At 41.1% G+C, this 18,811-nt stretch carries 21 protein-coding genes; 9 read left to right on the forward strand and 12 right to left on the reverse strand.

Features of this window, described 5'->3' with window-relative positions:
• Positions 1-48: 48 nt before the first annotated feature.
• Positions 49-534: a 2-amino-4-hydroxy-6-hydroxymethyldihydropteridine diphosphokinase gene (gene folK, locus WG989_RS12875; protein WP_340429928.1), complete on the reverse strand. Its 486-nt coding sequence runs from the start codon at positions 532-534 to the stop codon at positions 49-51.
• Between the two features lie 103 nt (positions 535-637).
• On the opposite strand from folK, the gene WG989_RS12880 reads away from it, so the two are divergent.
• Entirely contained in the window at positions 638-1,744 is a 1,107-nt protein-coding gene (locus tag WG989_RS12880) for an ABC transporter permease (RefSeq protein WP_340429929.1), read from the forward strand.
• 61 nt (positions 1,745-1,805) lie between these two features.
• A complete protein-coding gene (locus WG989_RS12885) occupies positions 1,806-2,381 on the forward strand; it encodes an SRPBCC family protein (protein ID WP_340429930.1) in 576 nt (191 codons plus the stop codon).
• On the opposite strand, the gene WG989_RS12890 is transcribed toward WG989_RS12885, so the two are convergent.
• Positions 2,365-3,555 (reverse strand): anhydro-N-acetylmuramic acid kinase, encoded by a 1,191-nt coding sequence (locus WG989_RS12890; RefSeq protein ID WP_340429931.1) that lies wholly within the window; start codon positions 3,553-3,555, stop codon positions 2,365-2,367. The two genes, WG989_RS12885 and WG989_RS12890, sit on opposite strands and share 17 nt — an antisense overlap.
• Positions 3,556-3,726: 171 nt before the next feature.
• Here WG989_RS12890 and WG989_RS12895 point away from each other — a divergent pair, with 171 nt between their 5' ends.
• The 7 genes from WG989_RS12895 (at position 3,727) to WG989_RS12925 (ending at position 13,210) form a co-directional block, all read left to right on the forward strand.
• Positions 3,727-4,473, forward strand: a complete 747-nt coding sequence (locus WG989_RS12895; protein WP_340429932.1) for a DeoR/GlpR family DNA-binding transcription regulator — start codon at positions 3,727-3,729, stop codon at positions 4,471-4,473.
• A gap of 36 nt (positions 4,474-4,509) precedes the next feature.
• Positions 4,510-7,623 carry a SusC/RagA family TonB-linked outer membrane protein gene (locus WG989_RS12900; RefSeq protein ID WP_340429934.1) on the forward strand — a complete coding sequence of 1,038 codons (3,114 nt, stop codon included), beginning with the start codon at positions 4,510-4,512 and terminating at the stop codon, positions 7,621-7,623.
• A 23-nt stretch (positions 7,624-7,646) separates the two neighbouring features.
• Positions 7,647-8,945, forward strand: a complete 1,299-nt coding sequence (locus WG989_RS12905; protein WP_340429936.1) for a RagB/SusD family nutrient uptake outer membrane protein — start codon at positions 7,647-7,649, stop codon at positions 8,943-8,945.
• Between the two features lie 128 nt (positions 8,946-9,073).
• Entirely contained in the window at positions 9,074-9,643 is a 570-nt protein-coding gene (locus WG989_RS12910; RefSeq protein WP_340429938.1) for an RNA polymerase sigma factor, read from the forward strand.
• Positions 9,624-11,189 carry an outer membrane beta-barrel protein gene (locus tag WG989_RS12915; protein ID WP_340429940.1) on the forward strand — a complete coding sequence of 522 codons (1,566 nt, stop codon included), beginning with the start codon at positions 9,624-9,626 and terminating at the stop codon, positions 11,187-11,189. Before WG989_RS12910 ends, WG989_RS12915 begins: the two co-directional genes overlap by 20 nt.
• Positions 11,190-11,344: 155 nt before the next feature.
• Positions 11,345-12,595, forward strand: a complete 1,251-nt coding sequence (locus WG989_RS12920; protein WP_340429942.1) for an LVIVD repeat-containing protein — start codon at positions 11,345-11,347, stop codon at positions 12,593-12,595.
• A gap of 42 nt (positions 12,596-12,637) precedes the next feature.
• Positions 12,638-13,210 (forward strand): hypothetical protein, encoded by a 573-nt coding sequence (locus WG989_RS12925; RefSeq protein ID WP_340429944.1) that lies wholly within the window; start codon positions 12,638-12,640, stop codon positions 13,208-13,210.
• Between the two features lie 35 nt (positions 13,211-13,245).
• On the opposite strand, the gene queG is transcribed toward WG989_RS12925, so the two are convergent.
• The 10 genes from queG to WG989_RS12975 form a co-directional block, all read right to left on the reverse strand.
• Positions 13,246-14,175 (reverse strand): tRNA epoxyqueuosine(34) reductase QueG, encoded by a 930-nt coding sequence (gene queG, locus WG989_RS12930; protein ID WP_340429945.1) that lies wholly within the window; start codon positions 14,173-14,175, stop codon positions 13,246-13,248.
• 40 nt (positions 14,176-14,215) lie between these two features.
• A complete protein-coding gene (locus WG989_RS12935) occupies positions 14,216-14,557 on the reverse strand; it encodes a hypothetical protein (protein ID WP_340429946.1) in 342 nt (113 codons plus the stop codon).
• 39 nt (positions 14,558-14,596) lie between these two features.
• Positions 14,597-15,610: a serine hydrolase domain-containing protein gene (locus WG989_RS12940; protein ID WP_340429948.1), complete on the reverse strand. Its 1,014-nt coding sequence runs from the start codon at positions 15,608-15,610 to the stop codon at positions 14,597-14,599.
• Between the two features lie 76 nt (positions 15,611-15,686).
• The gene (locus WG989_RS12945) at positions 15,687-16,103 is read right to left on the reverse strand and encodes a VOC family protein (protein WP_340429950.1); all 417 of its coding nucleotides are present in this window, start codon (positions 16,101-16,103) and stop codon (positions 15,687-15,689) included.
• 28 nt (positions 16,104-16,131) lie between these two features.
• Positions 16,132-16,542 carry a VOC family protein gene (locus tag WG989_RS12950; RefSeq protein WP_340429952.1) on the reverse strand — a complete coding sequence of 137 codons (411 nt, stop codon included), beginning with the start codon at positions 16,540-16,542 and terminating at the stop codon, positions 16,132-16,134.
• A 9-nt stretch (positions 16,543-16,551) separates the two neighbouring features.
• The gene (locus WG989_RS12955; RefSeq protein ID WP_340429954.1) at positions 16,552-16,995 is read right to left on the reverse strand and encodes an SRPBCC family protein; all 444 of its coding nucleotides are present in this window, start codon (positions 16,993-16,995) and stop codon (positions 16,552-16,554) included.
• 17 nt (positions 16,996-17,012) lie between these two features.
• Positions 17,013-17,387 carry a DUF1801 domain-containing protein gene (locus WG989_RS12960; protein ID WP_340429956.1) on the reverse strand — a complete coding sequence of 125 codons (375 nt, stop codon included), beginning with the start codon at positions 17,385-17,387 and terminating at the stop codon, positions 17,013-17,015.
• A 5-nt stretch (positions 17,388-17,392) separates the two neighbouring features.
• Positions 17,393-17,926, reverse strand: a complete 534-nt coding sequence (locus WG989_RS12965) for an SRPBCC family protein (protein WP_340429958.1) — start codon at positions 17,924-17,926, stop codon at positions 17,393-17,395.
• Positions 17,927-17,971: 45 nt separating this feature from the next.
• The gene (locus WG989_RS12970) at positions 17,972-18,187 is read right to left on the reverse strand and encodes a hypothetical protein (RefSeq protein ID WP_340429959.1); all 216 of its coding nucleotides are present in this window, start codon (positions 18,185-18,187) and stop codon (positions 17,972-17,974) included.
• Between the two features lie 9 nt (positions 18,188-18,196).
• Positions 18,197-18,721 carry a DinB family protein gene (locus WG989_RS12975; protein ID WP_340429960.1) on the reverse strand — a complete coding sequence of 175 codons (525 nt, stop codon included), beginning with the start codon at positions 18,719-18,721 and terminating at the stop codon, positions 18,197-18,199.
• Positions 18,722-18,811: the final 90 nt, after the last annotated feature.

The following is an 18,811-nucleotide window of genomic DNA, read 5'->3' on the forward strand; positions in this document are numbered from 1 at the left end:
GTTTTACTTTCGGCTGCTCCGGGCTGTACGACGAAAAACATCAACTTATCAATGTTTTATCACAGCCAATTGATCGGCGCATTCTTTCAGCAATGTGTTGATCGTTTTTTTGTAAACAGGATGAATTTTTCCGGGCGACAGTTCTGCCAGCGGTATCAATACAAATTTTCGATCCTGAATAGCAGGGTGGGGTAGTGTAACAATTGCTGAATGATAAATAAGTGCGTCGTAAAATAAAATATCAAGATCAATGGTGCGTGGTCCATATTTTTCGATGCGTACACGGCCCAGGTTCAGCTCGATCTCCAACAGTTTTTTCATGAGATCATCGGGCGGCAGTTTGGTACGGATCGAAATGACTTTGTTAAGAAAAGAAGCCTGTTTGGTATTGCCCCAGGCGGCCGTTTCGTAAATCGATGATTCGTTTACAATGCTGCCGCAGTACAATTGTATTTGTTGCATAGCTTTTTGAAGGAACTGTTTCCGTTGGCCTTGATTACTTCCGAGTAAAATAAAAACATGATGCAGCGGCATGCTGTAAAAATAGGGCAGATACAGTTGCTAACCTTTTTGCAGCGTGACTACTTTTCGTTGTACGGCTTACGGTTGGCAACACTAAAACAAATAGCTTTGCGGCATGAGTCAATCGTACAGCCAGTGGAAAGCAATGCTGGCTATTTCCAAAGCAAGTTTTCGGGCCATCTTCCGAAGTCCGTCGGCTGTTATTTTCAGTTTCGCTTTTCCGCTCATCTTTATTCTGGTATTTGGATTTATTGGCGGCGGTAGCCCAACAGTACGTGTTGGATTTACAACTTCAACCGATACTTCACTGAACAATGCCGTTTATCAACAATTGCTGAAGTACAAAACCATTCGTGTGGTGGAAAAGCCGGAAGAAGAATTGCGGAATGATTTGTCGAAAGGAAGAATCACAGCGATCCTTGATATGCAGCCCAACAGCAGCGGTTCATTTCCTTTGTATAAGATCAGTATTCAAACTTCTACCGCCAGTGTTGACCGGTTGGCAATTCTGCAATCAACCTTGAAAGATGTAATTGTAAATCTCGACCGTCGTGCTGCACCCGATGCACCAACCTATGCAACTATTGATCTGCCGCCACCGATGCCGGGCCGTGTGTATAAAACAATCGATTTTATTTTACCGGGTCAGTTAGGTTTTTCGTTGTTGAGTGCCGGCGTGTTTGGCGTTGCATTTTTATTTTTTAATCTGCGTCAGCAATTGGTGTTGAAACGTTTTTTTGCAACACCTATCCGCAAGGGATATATTTTATTTGGTGAAGGTATCAGCCGGGTGTTGTTTCAATTGATCACTGCTGTTGTCATTTTATTGATCGGTCGTTTTGTGTTTGGATTTACATTGGTGCACGGTGTTGTTACCTTCCTTGAAATGCTGGTATTGAGTCTGGTTGGGTTGATCGTATTTATGGGCTTTGGTTTTGTGGTGAGCGGTTTGGCGAAAAATGAAAGTACCATTCCTCCCTTTGCAAATATGTTTACATTGCCGCAGTTTTTACTGGCAGGTACATTCTTTTCAATCGATACTTTTCCAAAGTGGTTACAGCCGATTTGCAGAGTGTTGCCATTAACACATTTGAACGATGCTATGAGGAATGTGGCTTTTGAAGGAAGTCATTTGATCGACTGTGGCAAACAATTAGGTATTCTCGGCTTATGGGGAATCGGCATCTATGCAATCGCCATTAAAGTGTTTAGATGGGAATGAGAATTTGAAGTAAGAAGTATCTGTCTATGAACCATGAACTATTAATTAGTAACTTGTTCTTATGCGTTTAATAAAAATGTTTTTGTTTGTGTTGTTAGGATTGTTTGGAGTTGTAACGATCATCGGTTTATTTATTCCATCTTCTGTAAAAATTTCAAGAGGAATTATTGTAAACGCAGACAGTACAACAATGTATCGTGAATTGAGCGATGTAAAGAACTGGAATCAATGGTTGCCATGGATCACGGCTGATAGTGGTGCCATTGTGCAACTGTCAGCGGTTACCAATCAACCCGGTTCGTTTTTTCGTTGGCAGGGGGTGAAGTATAACAGTGCAGGAACCATTACGATCAAAGAGATCAATCCTGATGAAATTTTATTGTTGCACGAGTTGAAAGATATGAATGATGCAAAAGGAGGATTTCGTGTAAGAAGCACAGGTGCCAAAGGCGAAGTAACAGAAGTGCTATGGTATATGGAATACAAACTCAGGTGGTATCCATGGGAACGCTTTTACGGTATTTTTGTGGATCATATCATTGGCCCGGCGTTCGAAAAAGGGTTGGAGCAATTAAAAAATTATGCCGAGCAGCAAGATACTGATAACACAACTGCTTTCATTACCACGGGAAACTGATCTTGCCCATTGTTACAGAAGGAATTCCTTTCAACTCTTTACTGAATTGCATATTACCTCCTGCAATACATTCGTTGGCAAGTATTGCAAATAATACCGCTTCTTTTGCATCGGGGTTAATACCTAATTCACCGGTTAAATGAATAGGGATGTTTGGCAACAGTTGTTTGATCTGCTCCATCAACAACGGATTGTGCATGCCGCCGCCACTTGCATATAAATGGAAATTACTGTTCGCCGGCATTGTTTTGATGATCGCTTCCGCAATTGTTTGCGCAGAAAATGCATTCAGTGTTGCTATTGTATCATACACATTCAAATCAGTTGTTCCCGATCGTTCTTTTGCAGTTTGTAAGTACTGCAGATTAAACAATTCCGGCCCGGTTGTTTTAGGAAACGATTGTTGAAAGAACGGATGATCTTTTAATGCATTTAGTAATGATCCGTTGACCGTTCCTTTTTTTGCAACAGCTGCGTCTTCATCAAAATACTTTTCGGGAAATTGTTGCTGCATCAACGCATCCATTAATGTATTACCTGTGCCCGTATCGGTACTGAAAATTTTATCAGCATCCATTGAGCCGGGAAGAAAAGTAAAGTTTGCAATACCACCCATGTTGAGCATAATGCGGTCTTCACCCTTCTTCGAAAAAATAAAATAATCGCCATACACAGCTAATGGTGCGCCTTCGCCACCTGCTGCAATATGTTTCTGCCGGAAATCGCTGATGGTAATAATGCCTGTATCAACTGCCATGTGATCGCCATCACCGATCTGCAACGTAGCATTGCCAAATTTTTCCTGTTGATGCAATGCTTGTGGTGCATGATAAACGGTTTGTCCATGACTGGCGATAAGATCCACCTCTTCTTTTGCGATGTTATGCTTTTGTAAAAAGGTATTGATCATCGCAGCTTGTTGTTGCGCTACCCATGGATTGAGCAAACAAAGTTTTTCAAAATCTACTTCTTTTTTTGAGAAAACCGATTTGATCTCCGCTTTAAAATCGGGTTGATAAGAAATGGTCTCAAATGCCAATAACTCAATGTTAGTATTATGGCCTTCACCTGAAATGCGGCAATAAGCAATATCCAATCCATCAACAGAGGTGCCGCTCATTAAACCAATAATGTGGCGTTGTGCTTTTTGCGCAATGGCTGTGAGTTGTTGCATGTTCCGGTTCATACTATAAAAATAACTGTTGTTAAAGCAGGCATGCTCAGTTTAGTAATTTTTGCGGTTTTTAGCAGGTCTTTGTTAAAATTAATGCATTTTTTTGCAGGTTTAATGAACTTTTGTACTTTAGGTTTGTCTATTACCAATCACTCAACCGCCAAAACCAGCATGCTTAAGCAGGAACGTCAAGCGTTTATTGTACACCAGGTAAACCTGCACAATCGTGTACTCTCATCAGATCTCAGTTCACAAATAAATGTATCAGAAGATACGATCCGCCGGGATTTGCAGGAGCTGGCAGATAAAGGCAAGATCATTAAAGTGCATGGCGGTGCTTTATCAAAATCGTTCAGCAGTTCCATCAATTCTTCCAATGTTTATTCCATCGATGCAAAAAAAACCATTGCACAAAAAGCCGCTTCACTTATACAGGATGGCATGTTTGTAATGAGTACCGGTGGTACAACGATTATTGAATTGGCAAAGGCGTTGCCTGAAAATTTGCAAGCCACGTTTATTACCGGAAGTCTACCGGCTGCATTGGAATACATTCATCATCCAAAAATTGAAGTGATCTTTATTGGTGATAAACTTTCGAAAAGTTCGCAGATCACCATTGGTGCCGATGCCATTCTGAAAATAAGGCAATTTAAAGTTGATCTCTGTTTTTTGGGTATCAATGCACTTGATCTGGAACATGGTTTAACAGATAACGATTACGATGTTGTACAGGTAAAGAAAGCAATGCTGGGATCAGCATCAAAAGTAGTAGCGCTTTCTATCTCCGAAAAAATAAATACCGTACAAAATATACAGGTATGTAAAGCAAATGAGCTCGATCTGCTGATAACCGAATTAGCACCCGATCATAAAATTTTTGACCCTTATAAAAAAGCCGGCATGGACATTCTCTAACGTTCAGAACCGATTATTCAAACTAAAAACTGCAAAATGAAACGAAGCGTAAAAAAACAAACAGGCAAATGGCTGCAATTGCCTTTGCTCATGTTGATGCTGCTTTTGTCTGCGGCAACTCATGCACAGGTAACCATCTCAGGTAAAGTGACGGCTGCTGATAATTCAGCCGCACCAAATGTTTCAGTGGTAATATTGAATACCAACTTTGGAACCTCCACTGATGCAAACGGCGAATACAGCATCAGTGCCAATTTGAAGCCGGGTCGTTATACACTGGAGTTTTCCGGTGTTGGACTCAAAACAAAAACAACCGAAGTGAATGTTGCCAGCGGAACCAATACGTACTCGGCTGATGTTGTATTAACGGACGACGTGTTAGGTTTAGATGAAGTAGTGGTAACAGGTACAAGCCAGGGAACTACCCGTCGTCAATTGGGAAGTTATATCAGCACCGTAAAAGCAGAACAATTAAATAAAGGCGCAACTGGAAATGTATTGGCAGCTTTACAGGGAAAAACACCCGGTGCACAGATCATTCAAAACAGTGGTGATCCCGGTGGCAGCATGAGTGTTCGTTTAAGAGGCATCAGTACAATTAACTCTTCCAGCGAACCACTTTATATTGTGGATGGTGTAATTGTAACAAACAGTTCACGCCGTGTAACAAATACACAAAGTGCATATGACGGATTGATCTCTCCTGCGCCGAATCGCCTTGTTGATATTAATCCAAACGATATTGAACGTGTGGAGGTGCTCAACGGTGCAGCAGCCGCAGCTATTTATGGTTCACGGGCGAATGCAGGTGTGGTGCAGATCTTTACGAAACGTGGAAGTACAGGTGCACCCGTTGTAACGTTCAGCACAACAGTAACGGTAAATCAATTACGCAAACAGGTTGGCGTCAACCAATCGCCAACAAAATTTGGCGGCCCTACTGATGGACCCGGTGCACAAACACAGGATATTCTTACGCCTGCATTAACCAATACCACCAACGTTACTCGTTACAATTACTGGGACTATATTTTCAGAACCGGTATTGGTACCGATAACAATATTTCCGTTCGTGGCGGAAAAGACAAAACGAAATACTTTGTTTCTGCTTCTTATTTTGATAACAAAGGAATTATTAAAAACACCGATTTTAAACGGTACAGCTTTCGAGTAAATCTTGATCAGGAATTAAATAAGTGGTTGTCGTTTTCAGCAGGTTTGAATTACATCAACAGCAATTCGAATGAAAAGCCTGATGGCAACTCGTTCTTTTCTCCCATTAACAGTGTTACCATTATTGGAAACTTCCATAATATTTTTGCAAGAGATGCCAATGGTAATTTGCAGGCAGTGGGAGAGCGGGGCCGTATCAATCCCGTAAGTATCATTGAAGATTTTGTACAAAAGCAGGAAACAAACCGGATCATATCTTCCTTCGCATTGAAGTTAAAACCGATGAAAGATCTTACGGTTGATTACACAATGGGTATCGACAATGTATCGCAGTTTGGTAATACGTATATTCCTCCTTACACCTATAATGCAAGCCCCGATTTTTGGGGTGGTGGTTTAACGCTTGATCCAACACTGAACGGTTATGCGAGTGTAGGAAATAACAAGCAGTTTTTGATCAACCATGAGGTGAATGCAACACTGACAAAAAATATCGCCAGCGAATTGGTTTCTACAACACAGGTTGGATATTCTTTGCAGTATGAAAAAGGTGTGTTCTCCGTTTTGCAAGGTCGTGGTATGGCACCGTTTGTTCAAACAGTTACAGGTGCAAGTACGGTACTGCCGGGTATTGATCAACGAAGTGAAATTTCTATTTCCGGTGGATACCTGCAACAGAATTTTAAATTCAAAAACAAATACTTCCTTACAGGTGCGTTACGTGTAGATGAATCTTCTGTATTTGGTGAAGACCAGCGTCGGCAGTTGTACATGAAAGTAAGTGGTAGTTATATTTTGAGCGATGAAGGTTTCTGGACAAAAGCAGGACTTGATAAATGGTGGGATTTTGTAAAGATCCGTGCAGCCTATGGTGAAAGTGGAAACTTAACAGGTATTGGAGCTTATTCACGTTTCAATGTATATAACGCATCTCCATTAGTAGGACGTACTTCGTTATTATCTCCGGGTGAGTTAGCCAATGAAAATGTGAAGCCGGAAGTACAAAAAGAAATTGAAGTTGGAACAGATATGTCGTTCTTTAAAAATCGACTGAATCTTACATTCAACTGGTACAGCAAGCGTGTACAGGATTTGCTCATCAGCCGGTTTATTGCACCAACCAATGGTTATACAAGCTTGCTTGATAACATTGGCGAAGTAAGTAATAAAGGAATTGAGTTAATGCTGGGTGGTACGCCAATACAAACAAAGAAATTTACCTGGGAAGCAGATGTGATCTTTAACCGGAATAAAAACCGTGTAGAGAAAATTCCGCAAGGGTTGATCCAGTATAATCTTCCTGCAGGTGCTATCTCTCTGTTGCCGGGTTATTCTGTTGGTGTATTTTATGGTTTCTTTTTTGCAACAGATGCAAATGGTAACCAGATCAAAAATACCGCAGGTATTCCTGTACAGGAACGTGGCACACAAACATCACCATCAACGTATACAACGCAACGTGATGGTAACGGATTGCCAACCGGTACTGCATTACGCAGAGTAATCGGAGATCCCAATCCGGATTGGACAGGAACACTCATCAATACATTTACGTATCAGAAATTATCACTGCGTGTACAACTGGATGCTGTACAGGGTGTGGATGTATTCAATGCTGATTTCCGCACAAGACAAGGTGTTGGTAACGGAAATGAATTTGCTGAAAAGGAACACAGAGGTCAATTGCCGAGAGGTTATGTAAGCAGTATTTATGCAATTGAAGAATGGCGGATCGATAATGGAAGCTTTGTAAAGCTTCGTGAAATATCATTGTCTTACAGCGCAGGTAAAATTTCAAATTTTGTGAGCGATCTCACCTTGCGTCTTTCCGGAAGAAATCTTATTAGCTGGGATAATTACAATGGTTTTGATCCTGAAACAAATGCAGGTGGTGGCAGTACAATTGCACGTGGTATTGATTTCGGTAACGTGCCTATTCCCCGCACATTTGCTGTTTCACTCATTGCTAAATTTTAATTCAACCATTTAAAAGAAAGTATATGAAACTCTATAAATATTCATCTCTTTTACCGGTGTTGGCAGTGCTGCTGTTCTCATCGTGTAAAAAAGATTTCAGCAATCCCAACGCAACACTTGTAAAAGATGCACTGAGTAATTCTGTTGGATTAACAGGTATTTCAATTGGTGTACAAAAACAGTACAGTGTTGGTCGTCAGTCGCCACTGTATAATCTGGTTACAGCAAACGGATTTTCAACTTTTGAGCTCCGCTTGCAAAATGCAGGTAATGTAGATGAAGCAAATTTATTTACAGGTGGAACCAGTGTTGATGGAAACAACAATGTGCTGGGTAATCTGTGGGCGCAAAGTTTGAAAGTGATCTTTGATGCAAATAATGTGATCAACAATGCGCAGAATCTTGGCGATAAAAATTATGCATCCGGTTTAATTGGCCACGCAACAATATTTAAAGCAATGGCTTTAGGTAACCTGGCAATGTACTGGGAGCAGGTGCCCGATACGCTTGGCTTTAATGTAAGTTTTGTACCTAAGGCGCAAGGTTTTGCCAAGGCAATTGCAGCAATTGATAAAGCACTCGCTGCTATTGCAGCCAATCCGATCAGTAGCCAGTTTTTGGCAAATTTGCCGGCGGGTATTGAGATACCCAATACATTACAGGCATTAAAAGCAAGGTATCTTTTATTTAGTGGAAACTATAGCGGTGCTTTAGCTTCCGCTAACACAGTAAACCTCACTGTAAAGAGTACCATGAATTTTGATGCAGTAAGTCCGAATCCGATCTTTAATGTGGCTACAGCAACCAACAATGTATTTCAAGTATTGGATTCAACGTTTGGATTAATTCCTGCGCTGGCACCGGATCCATCAGATAAGCGGATTGCTTTTTACATGGCCGTTAACCCAACCGTTGCACCAAGATGGCGTATCACAGGTTTTGGTACTGCATTGTCAACACCATGGCCGGTTTATCTTCCTGGTGAAATGACGTTGATCAAAGCTGAAGCGTATGCCCGTCAATCAACCCCTGATCTGGTGAATGCGATCATTGAATTAAATAAGATCAGAACTAAAACCACTGCCGCTGATCCATTTGGAGTTGGAGCTGAGCAACCGGTTTACACTGGCCTCGTAACACAAGCCGATGTACTTACAGAAATTTATCGCCAGCGTTGTATTGAATTATACATGCATGGATTTAAAATGGAAGATATCAGACGTTTTGGTCGCCCGGCCGGAGAACGTAAGCGTAATTATTTCCCTTACCCTTTCCGTGAAAGAGATAACAATACCAACACGCCTCCTGATCCTGCGGGTTAAAAATTTATCAGTAGTTATGTTTTAAGTGGACGGCCCTGTTTTCTAACAGGGCTTTTTTTTATCAAAAGAATTTTAACAGGGGAGCAACGATTTGCGAAATAGCTTTGTCAACCCTTTACAAAACCGGAATGATCGATCAGCGGCAACTAATAAAAGACTGTTTGCGTGGAAATGCCATGGCACAAAAGCAACTCTATGATGCGTTTGCTGAATCGATGTTGGGTATCTGTTACCGCTACACCAAATCGCTGGCCGATGCAGAGGATGTATTACAGGAAGGATTTATCAAAGTGTTCCGTAACCTGCAAAATTACCGTGCAGAAGGTGAGTTGGGCGGATGGATACGTACCATCATGGTCAATACAGCGCTCAACTATCTTAAAAAGAAAAAGGAATATCAATACGATATGTCGTTTCTCAGCGAACCCTTACATCCGGTAAGCAATGATAACCCAGAAATTCAACTACGCAGTAAGGAACTGGCCGAACTCATCCGGCAATTGCCCACCGGTTACCAAACGATTTTTAATATGCATGCAGTGGAAGGTTTTACACACGTAGAAATTGGCAAGATGCTGGGCATCAGCGAAGGTACCAGCCGCAGCCAATATATGCGTGCACGGAACTTACTCATTACATGGATTGAAAAATATAATTCCGAACCCCAAAAGCAAGTGTATGGCGGATCATCAATTTGAAAAAAAGCTAAGCCAGCAAATGGCCGACTTCAAACTGAAGCCGTCGGCCGAAGTATGGCAACAAGTGGAGCGTCAGATAAACGAAGACAGGAGACGAAGGAGATGGTTTTTCATATTACCCCTCGCTGCCTTGTTTCTTGGCGGTATGCTGTATGCTGTGTGGCCATCGGAATCAACTGTGAAAAATGAATCAACAACAGTATCAGAAAATAAATCAACAAACGTATCGGAAAATAAGCCTGCAGCCGAATCAAAAAACCTTCCTGCTATAAAACCAAACACAACAACAAACACAACAACAAACACAACAACAAACACAACAACAAACACAACAACAAACACAACTGATTCTCCATTAACCATTACCAAATCGTCAAACGAAGTACCTGAACAAAAAACAGCTTCTTTAACTACAACGCAGGCAAAAGAAGTAAAAGCATCAGAAGGCAGTGCTGATGTAAATAAAGTAAATGCAAAAACTATTTTGCAAAAGACTGCTTCCGTCGAAAAAGTTGTACAAACGAAAACAAAGCAGCAATCGGTAGAAGTTGCCCAACCAAAAATTGAAGAAAAAATTCTTACATCAACTACTATCAAAACAACTGATCAGATTTCTGTTCAATCAAAACCACCCGTTGATACAAGCAGAACAGCAGACGTAGTTACCATCAAAACTCAACCACAGGCCGATACACTTGTTGCAACAGCAACTCCGGTTATCCTTGAAAAGGATAGTACAATTGTTGCCGATGCGGTTACAAGTGTAGATTCTTCAGCTGCAACATTACCTGTACCGCAAATCAGTATTCCAAAACGAAAACTGCAGTTGGGGCTTCATGTAAATGCAGGTGTTGCTGATATCAGGGAAACTCTTTTTCCCGGCGAAATGTTGAAAGCTGAAACAGTCAGTTATTTGACAGGTGGTGCAAACATTCCACCATTCGCCAATATTTCACGTGCCATCCGCTATGAATATACCGTGCAGCCGTCGGTGCAATTTGGAGCTGGTATTACAGTGCGTAAACCATTTAAAAAGAAGCATGCATTTGTAACCGGACTGCAATACGAGTACAGCAGTTACAAAGTTACACAGCTGCAAAAAGTAGATACGTTTGTTTACACAAGTAATTTTTTCAATACAATTTCTGCCAATGAAAAGCGTGTTGGATTTCAAATTCATGCCATAAGTGTTCCGCTTGAAGTTGAATGGCAAATGGCACGTTTCAAAAAAGGAGCATTGCTGCTCAATGCAGGCCTCTATCAATATTTTGCAATTGCATCTACCCAAACCGATACATTGTATTCGTTCCGTTATACAGCCACCAACGACCGTACTTCAGGAGGAGGGTTTGCCGTCAATGAAACAAAAGCTACTGTATGGCAACCCATGCTTTATTTATCGCCTGCATATGAATGGAAAGCAAAAACATTCTCGTCGCAACTCGGGCTATATGTAAACTATGGCTTACGACCCGCTTACAAAGCATCGGAGAAAGATTATTGGTTGCAGGCAGGGTTACGGTACCGCATTTATTTCAATCGGTAAATTAATAGATCAACGCAACGGTTTGGAGTTGTGCCTTGTCAACTTTCTGAACAAACTGCAACGAACCGGAACAAAGGGCGCTTGCGCAAAATTATTGTGCAATGATTTGGATGTTCAGTTCTACGTAGTAACCGTAAAATCAAAACTAACAACACATGAGACGCTTTCAAACCTTTGCGTTACTGCTTGTAACTGTATCTTTTTTATCAGGCTGCCTGAAAGACAAATGCACACAAACCTATACCTTGCTTCGACCTGTGTACAAAACAAAGCAGGAAGTGTGGAGCGATATCAAAAGCAAGTCTGCAAAGCCCATCGTCAATCCCGGAAAAATTACGTTATTCGGAACAACGATCTTTCTCAACGAAATTGATAAAGGCATTCATGTAATTGATAACAGCGATCCATCAAAACCTAAGAATATCAGCTTTATTGATATGCCGGGTAATGTTGATCTGGCTGTAAAGGGAAACAGATTGTATGCTGATCTGTTCAACGATCTCGTTACACTCGACATCAGTAATCCGCAAAGCATACAGGTTGTGAATATTAAAGAAAGGGTTTTTCCGCACAGGGCATTTTCAAATGGCTTTTCTGCTGATACCAATCTTGTGATCGTTGATTGGTTACAAAAAGATACAACCGTAACCGTTAGTTGCGGCAACAATCAATCGACTGTTTTTTTCGACAGAGGGTTTCTTGCATTTGCAAGTTCGAGCTTTTCTTCAAACACACGTTCCATTGCAACCATGGGTACAAATGGTTCTATGTCGAGATTCGCATTGCGAAATGATCATCTCTATACCGTTTCTCACAGTGATCTCAAAGTCTTTGGGTTGCAGAATCCTGATCAGCCACAGCAACTAAATACCGTACAAATTGGTTGGGGAATCGAAACCATTTATCCGTTCAAGGATCAGCTTTTCATCGGCTCAAATACAGGGATGTTCATCTTTAATGTAAGCAATCCTGCAGCACCTCAAAAAACAGGCAGCTTCTCACATGTATTTGCCTGCGATCCGGTAATAGCAGATGATACACATGCATATGTAACTTTGCGCAGTGGTACCAACTGCCGTGCATCCATTAATCAATTGGATGTGTTGGATATTACAAACCTGCAGGCACCTTCCTTATTGAAAACATATCCACTTACAAATCCGCATGGTTTGTCGAAAGATGGTAATCTCTTATTTGTCTGCGATGGAAAAGATGGGTTGCGTGTGTACAATGCTGCGAATCCATCAAATTTGACCTTAGTAAAACATTTCAAAGGATTTGATGCCTATGATGTAATTGCCTGGAATAACAATGCGTTGGTTGTTACCAAAACAGCATTGCTGCAATTTGATTACTCGAATCAGAATAACATTAGTCAACGAAGCAGCATTGCTATTCAAAAATGATCGCATAACATGAGCCATAAAATTCCGCAAAAAATGAAACACATGAAAAACACTCTTTTTTTACTTTTTACTTTTCTTGCCGTAACTGTTGTTGCACAGGAAAAACAAGTATCAACAATTGCAAAGCCCGTTCAATTTAAAACAATTGTGCAAGGCGGTTTGCTGGCAGGCAGTTCAGGAGAAGCTGCCGCAGTGCAGGCTATCAATGGTTTTTCGTTTGGTAATTGGTATGCAGGTATTGGTGCGGGGCTTGATTTTTACATGCAGCGTGGAGTTCCATTGTTTGCAGATGTTCGGTACAAGTTCTCAAAGCAACGAAAATCTTTTTTTATTTATACGGATGCCGGTGTGCATGTGCCGTGGACCAAAAATAAAGAACAGCGGAATATTATTTCGCAAAGTGCGGGACTTTACACCGATGCCGGTGTTGGATTTCAATTGGCAACTAAGAAAGGTGATGCCTTTTTATTCAGTGCAGGTTATACGTACAAACATGTTGCTGAAAAGCAGGAGGGATTTAGTTGGGGGCCATGGCCACAACCAGGCGGACAAACAGTTTTGAATTATAACTATCATTACAACCGCATTGCTATAAAATTTGGATTGATGTTTTGATGTGCGCAAGTCAAGTCGCTCTGTGCGGCCAGGTTTTACTGCTGAATAAATTTCAAATTTCGTTGGATACCTGCAAATTTTGTTCGTTTAAGCGGAGAGTGTTTGAACACTTGTTTAAATGTTTCTTCGCTCATTTCTTCCCACTCTTTGCTGCTCAGGTTTAAAATTTCAGGGATAGGAGTAAAGCTCTGCTCGTTAGTTGGTTTGCTGAAACGATTCCAGGGACAAACATCCTGACAAACATCGCAACCAAACATCCAGTTGTTGAATTTACCTTTCATACTTTCATCGATCAAAGCATCTTTTAATTCAATGGTGAAGTATGAGATGCATTTACTGCCATCAACAACTTTATCGGGAAGTATTGCATCGGTGGGGCAGTGGTCAATACATTTGGTGCAGCTTCCACAATAATCTTTTGCAAAAGGAGAATCGTAGTCCAGTTGAAGATCGCAGATCAATGTGGCCAAAAAAAAGAAAGAGCCACTTTGTTTGCTGATGAGATTTCCATTTTTTCCGATCCAGCCCAAACCGCTTCGCTGTGCCCAGCTTCGTTCTAACACCGGCGCACTGTCAACAAAGCCGCGGCCGTTTACTTCTCCAATCGTTGTATTGATGTGTACTAGTAACTCTTTCAATTTGGCACGAATCACTTCATGATAATCTTTGCCAAATGCGTACTTTGAAATATTGGGGGTATTTTCGTTTTGCTCAACCGATGGAAAATAATTCATCATTAACGTAATCACACTTTTTGCGCCAGGTACAAGTAGCGTTGGATCAACCCGCATGTCAAAATGATTTTCCATGTACTGCATATCAGCATGCATGCCTTTGCTTAGCCATGTTTCTAATCTGCGTGCATCTTCATCAAGTCGTTGGGCTTTTGCAATACCACAATAACTGAACCCCAACGTTGCGGCGGTTTGTTTAATGAATGAAGTATAAGAGAATGTGTTTAGCAAAATGAGATAACGGATGTTTTACGAACCATAAAGATTACTGTCATTTGTCTTCAACATGCAACCTGTGCATAATACGATGCATGGCCGGTGCCAGTATCAGACCGATATTGGTAATAAAAACAATACCGCTGAAAAGTGCATAAAATGAAGCAAACCATTTGCCCGACGTTGTTGCAATTGTATCAACAGGTCCCATTCCGCTTAAGATCATCGATGCATTCAACAAAGCATCCAGCCATTCCATTCCGGTTGTGCTGTGGTAACCGATCACTCCAATTGCAAGGCTTACAAGTAACGTGACGATGGAAAACAGAAGATTTCTGCCAATACGTTGATAGAATATTTTCGTTGAAACAAGCGGCTGTGTTTTATGTTCGTACATAGTGAGAATTTCGTTTGCTCAAAGTAGAAAGATGCCGGCTTATTTGCAACTGCTTTTTAGTTGTGCATCTACCGCCGTTTTCAATTGATCATACAAATCCCGTTTCAACAAACTGCGTTCTTTTTTTGTGAGCAGAATGCAGGCATAGCCACGACAGTAATCGATCCATACAAACGGGCTGTTTTGTGATACACAGTTTATGACAGTTCCATCTTTTGTTTCGAGCCATGTACCAAGTCCGTAGCTGAAACCATTCATAAATGCCGGCGTGGATTTATTCAATGCTTCACCGGTTTGAATTTTCATTAACTCGGCAACCGAAGCTTCTGTTAAGATCTGTTTTCCATTAAACAAGCCTTTGTTCAATAACATGCTTAAAAAATTCGTGTACTCAAGAGCGGATGATTTTGCACCATCGAACGGACTGATCGCTGAGGTATAATTGCTGAAACTTGTAACACGCATGTTCAGTGGACGGAATAGTTTTTCCTGCGCAAGCCTGTCAAATTTTTTCTTGGTAATTACTTCCAGCACTCGTCCGGCAATAGAAGGTCCTATCTGATCGTACTGGAACCAAACACCGGGATTATTGGCAATGGCTCTTTTCTCCGCATAATAATTCACTTCTTCTTCTAGTGTTGTAAAACTTTTTTTCTGAAATAATTTTCCCGCACCTTGTTTCTCGGCTTCAATACCAGTTGTGTGGCTCAGACAATGACGAATGGTGATATAGCCTTTCATCCACTTGGGAAAAATCGGCAGGTATTTACCAACATTATCATCCAACGACAGTTTGCCTTCCTGCACCATGATCATCACCAAGGCAGCTGTAAGCCATTGACTGCTTTCTCCAATGGGTGCCTGTATATTGGCTCGAAAATCGCCCAGCATTTTTTGATGCAGGATCTTTCCATCCTTATAAATCACAAGTGCCTGGTCATCGCCTAACGATTTTTGGTTGTTGAGCATTACCTGTTCTGCATCCGCAAAATTTTGTGCCTGTGTTGTCGCAATTGTAGCTGATGCAAAAAGAAAAAGCAGCATTGATTTCATAGAAGAAATTTTATGCTGCTAAGATATTTGAAAACAGCATGCGGTTGCCTGTCTGTTTCAAGATTAACAAACGCTGTTACGGCTTTGCTTCCTCATAGTTGAACGACCAGTATTTGCCATATTGATCGATCAGTGAACCATAATATCCTCCCCAGAACATTTTGGCTAACGGCTCAGTAATGGTGCCACCTTCTTTCAACTTATTAAAAAAGCGGTTGATTTCAACTTCGCTGCTGCAAACAACACATAGCTGCGTGCCGTTGCCGTCATTGAGTTTTTCCCGGTTCATATCAGATGCCATCATTACAATGGCGCCACTTGTAAGTTGCGAATGCATGATCGAATTCTGCAGATTGGCGGGCATTTGAGCCGCAATGGGTGCTTCGGAAACTGTTTGCAAGTAAAGATCGCCACCAAAACAATCTTTGTAAAAATTCATTGCTTCACGGCAATTACCGTTGAAGATGAGATAAGGGTTTAGTGTACTTGGCATTTGATTGTAATTAAAAGTTGAAAAATGATCAGGAAGGGATTTTTGTAGCATCGGTGTACATTACTTCCCATTGATGTCCGTCAATATCTGCAAAGGAATCGTAGTACATCCATCCATGATCGGCCGACTCACGGTAACGGCTACCGCCATTTGCCAGTGCACTTTGTACTATTTCATCTACTTTTTCCCTGCTCTCAACTTCAATCGCTATTAATACCTGCGTAGAACTTGCATCAGCGATCGAACGGTTGGTGAACGTAGAAAAGAATTCATGCGTAATGAGCATCGAATAGATCAGCCCATCGTTCATGATCAGGCACAGTGCTTTATCATCACTGAATTGATCGTTAAAGCTGAAGCCAAGTTTTGTCCAGAACGCTTTTGTTAGTGTAAGGTCTTTTACCGGAAGGTTTACGTAAATTGATTTTACTGTTGCCATGATGATTTATTAATTGGATGATTCTGCGAGTTGTTTAATGGCTTCCATTGCTTTGGGCCATGTTTTGAGAAAGTAATCTTTGAAGTCGGGTGTAATATCCATTTCAACATCGAGTGTTGTTTGCTCTCCGTTCGCTGTGAGCCGGTAATTTTCCTGAGAGCCTTGCCATACTTTTACTTTTTCACTGGTAGTGTCTTCCACTCCGTTCATAATTTCACCAAGATGCTGAAACGACATATACTCGTTTAGTTTTTTTACAGCGATCTTGCTCACCATACCGTCACCTTTACCATCAACGAATAGTATTTTACTCCCTTCGTTCCAATCAGTAACAGCGGTTGATCCTTGGCTGAAAACAGAGGTCCAGCTTTCATAGTTTCCTTTTGACCAGAGGATATTCCATACTTTTTCTTTAGGGGCATTGATGTTTGCCGAAAAATGAAGTCGTTCCATAAAAATTGTTTTAAAGGTTATCCAATCAACTGCACCTGTTCATTAATGATTCGTTGCAGTTCTTTTTTATTCGCAGTTACTTCTTTCATTGTTCTGAAGTAAACCATGCGTCGGTCTTTGTAATCGCCTTCCAATAAGGTGGATTTGATTTTTACAATTGTAGGATGATGGAAGATGAGATGTACATATTCGGGCGAACGATGATTGAACGTAACCATATCAGCCGATGTATAATAACTGGGTGCATTCCATTTGATGCGTTCGTGAATAGACTTGTCGCAGTCTTTAATGATCTTTCGAACAGCTTCCATCTCTGCTTTCAACGGATGTTCCAATTGGTCCATATACGCAGCAACAAGTTCTGCATCGGTGGGCTTTGCTTTCTTCGTCATGCAGGTTATTTTTCCAGATTTCGTTTCATGTTGTCGAGATTCGTTTGCATATCTTTTCCCACAAAACTGTTCATGAACAGGTTCATAATATTCATCGGGTAAGAAGATTTGCCGCTGAACTCGGTTGTAACTTTTGTTTGATTATCACCAACTGCTGTAAAAGTAGTAATAGCATAATTCGTGCCTTCAAATGGTTTTTTGAAACGAATTTCTACTTTCATACGTTCTGCTTCCTGTAACTCAATGATTTCCTGTTCACCTACACCTACATTTTTATCTTCACTTTCCCATGCTGACGTAAAACCTACTGTGCCATCGGTACCTGTGTAAACGATGTTGATATTCGGATCAGCCATTACCCAAACACTGTATTGTTCCTGATTACGGATGAGCTTTGTATAGCCAAATACCTGTTGTTTTGGTTTGTTGATCGTCACTTCTTTTGTAAGGCTGAATTCTTTATCGATAAAGAGTGCTAATAGCAGCACTACTGCAATGATGCCAAGTATTGCCAGCGCTATTTTTTTTAGAATTTTCATGTGTGATTGGTTTAAGGTTAATGATTGTTTAAGTTATAATATATTTCATTCAAGTTCGCTGCAGGTAAATCCATTTTGTTGCACAAGTTTTTTCACAACATCTGTTCTGATCAATGCACCTTCCAGCCGCAGCACTTTATCACAGTCATGCAGATCGATCGTGATCCGGCAGCCGGGAAATGTTTGCTGCAGCAACCGGATGATGCAGTCTGCTGCATCTCGCTTATCTACATTTGTTTTAAACAGTTCAATCGGATTCATTACGTTGCATCAACTTTTTTCAATGATCAGTTCTTCATGGATCAGTTTTATCTGTCGCAAATGACGTTGTGTATGAAACAAAACAAAATGCAGTATCTCTAATTTGCTGATATCGCCAAAGGCAGGATGATTGATGACTACATTCAATTCTGTGTTGTACATCAACCGGTGGATTTGCTGCAGCGAACGCAAGAGCTCATTCATAAGCTCCTGTCTGTTGTATGCCTCTTTTTTTGGAACAATAAACGAGGGCGACTCATAGGTTTTTGTAAAGTCGAGAAATACATCTTTCAATTCCTCGATGCGTTCTGCCGGGTCACGATCAACTTCCATTCCATGCAACGCCAATGCCTTACTGATCGATTGATTCGAAAGACAGATATGATCAGCCACTTGCGCAATGCTCCATTTTTTGGCAGAGGGTTTGCGATTGAAATGGCTGTCGCTTACGTGTTGTAAAGTTTCGATCAATCCGCTTGCGGTTTGTTCCATTTGGTTGATCAATGTTGCTGTTTGTATGGTGCTTGTAATCATGCGATGGATTCTGATACAAACCTACTCCGCAACCGGCAAAGCAAAAGGGTGTGTTTGCGGCATTCTTTGGGGTTGATTCCGACAAATGCT

This window comes from Lacibacter sp. H407, from assembly GCF_037892605.1.
Lineage (GTDB): Bacteria > Bacteroidota > Bacteroidia > Chitinophagales > Chitinophagaceae > Lacibacter.

Bases quoted from the DNA above. Each gene is read 5' to 3' on its own strand.
- folK (WP_340429928.1), bottom strand. From the start codon at position 534: ATGCCGCTGCATCATGTTTTTATTTTACTCGGAAGTAATCAAGGCCAA.
- WG989_RS12880 (WP_340429929.1), top strand. From the start codon at position 638: ATGAGTCAATCGTACAGCCAGTGGAAAGCAATGCTGGCTATTTCCAAA.
- WG989_RS12885 (WP_340429930.1), top strand. From the start codon at position 1,806: ATGCGTTTAATAAAAATGTTTTTGTTTGTGTTGTTAGGATTGTTTGGA.
- WG989_RS12890 (WP_340429931.1), bottom strand. From the start codon at position 3,555: ATGCAACAACTCACAGCCATTGCGCAAAAAGCACAACGCCACATTATT.
- WG989_RS12895 (WP_340429932.1), top strand. From the start codon at position 3,727: ATGCTTAAGCAGGAACGTCAAGCGTTTATTGTACACCAGGTAAACCTG.
- WG989_RS12900 (WP_340429934.1), top strand. From the start codon at position 4,510: ATGAAACGAAGCGTAAAAAAACAAACAGGCAAATGGCTGCAATTGCCT.
- WG989_RS12905 (WP_340429936.1), top strand. From the start codon at position 7,647: ATGAAACTCTATAAATATTCATCTCTTTTACCGGTGTTGGCAGTGCTG.
- WG989_RS12910 (WP_340429938.1), top strand. From the start codon at position 9,074: ATGATCGATCAGCGGCAACTAATAAAAGACTGTTTGCGTGGAAATGCC.
- WG989_RS12915 (WP_340429940.1), top strand. From the start codon at position 9,624: ATGGCGGATCATCAATTTGAAAAAAAGCTAAGCCAGCAAATGGCCGAC.
- WG989_RS12920 (WP_340429942.1), top strand. From the start codon at position 11,345: ATGAGACGCTTTCAAACCTTTGCGTTACTGCTTGTAACTGTATCTTTT.
- WG989_RS12925 (WP_340429944.1), top strand. From the start codon at position 12,638: ATGAAAAACACTCTTTTTTTACTTTTTACTTTTCTTGCCGTAACTGTT.
- WG989_RS12935 (WP_340429946.1), bottom strand. From the start codon at position 14,557: ATGTACGAACATAAAACACAGCCGCTTGTTTCAACGAAAATATTCTAT.
- WG989_RS12940 (WP_340429948.1), bottom strand. From the start codon at position 15,610: ATGAAATCAATGCTGCTTTTTCTTTTTGCATCAGCTACAATTGCGACA.
- WG989_RS12945 (WP_340429950.1), bottom strand. From the start codon at position 16,103: ATGCCAAGTACACTAAACCCTTATCTCATCTTCAACGGTAATTGCCGT.
- WG989_RS12950 (WP_340429952.1), bottom strand. From the start codon at position 16,542: ATGGCAACAGTAAAATCAATTTACGTAAACCTTCCGGTAAAAGACCTT.
- WG989_RS12955 (WP_340429954.1), bottom strand. From the start codon at position 16,995: ATGGAACGACTTCATTTTTCGGCAAACATCAATGCCCCTAAAGAAAAA.
- WG989_RS12960 (WP_340429956.1), bottom strand. From the start codon at position 17,387: ATGACGAAGAAAGCAAAGCCCACCGATGCAGAACTTGTTGCTGCGTAT.
- WG989_RS12965 (WP_340429958.1), bottom strand. From the start codon at position 17,926: ATGAAAATTCTAAAAAAAATAGCGCTGGCAATACTTGGCATCATTGCA.
- WG989_RS12970 (WP_340429959.1), bottom strand. From the start codon at position 18,187: ATGAATCCGATTGAACTGTTTAAAACAAATGTAGATAAGCGAGATGCA.
- WG989_RS12975 (WP_340429960.1), bottom strand. From the start codon at position 18,721: ATGATTACAAGCACCATACAAACAGCAACATTGATCAACCAAATGGAA.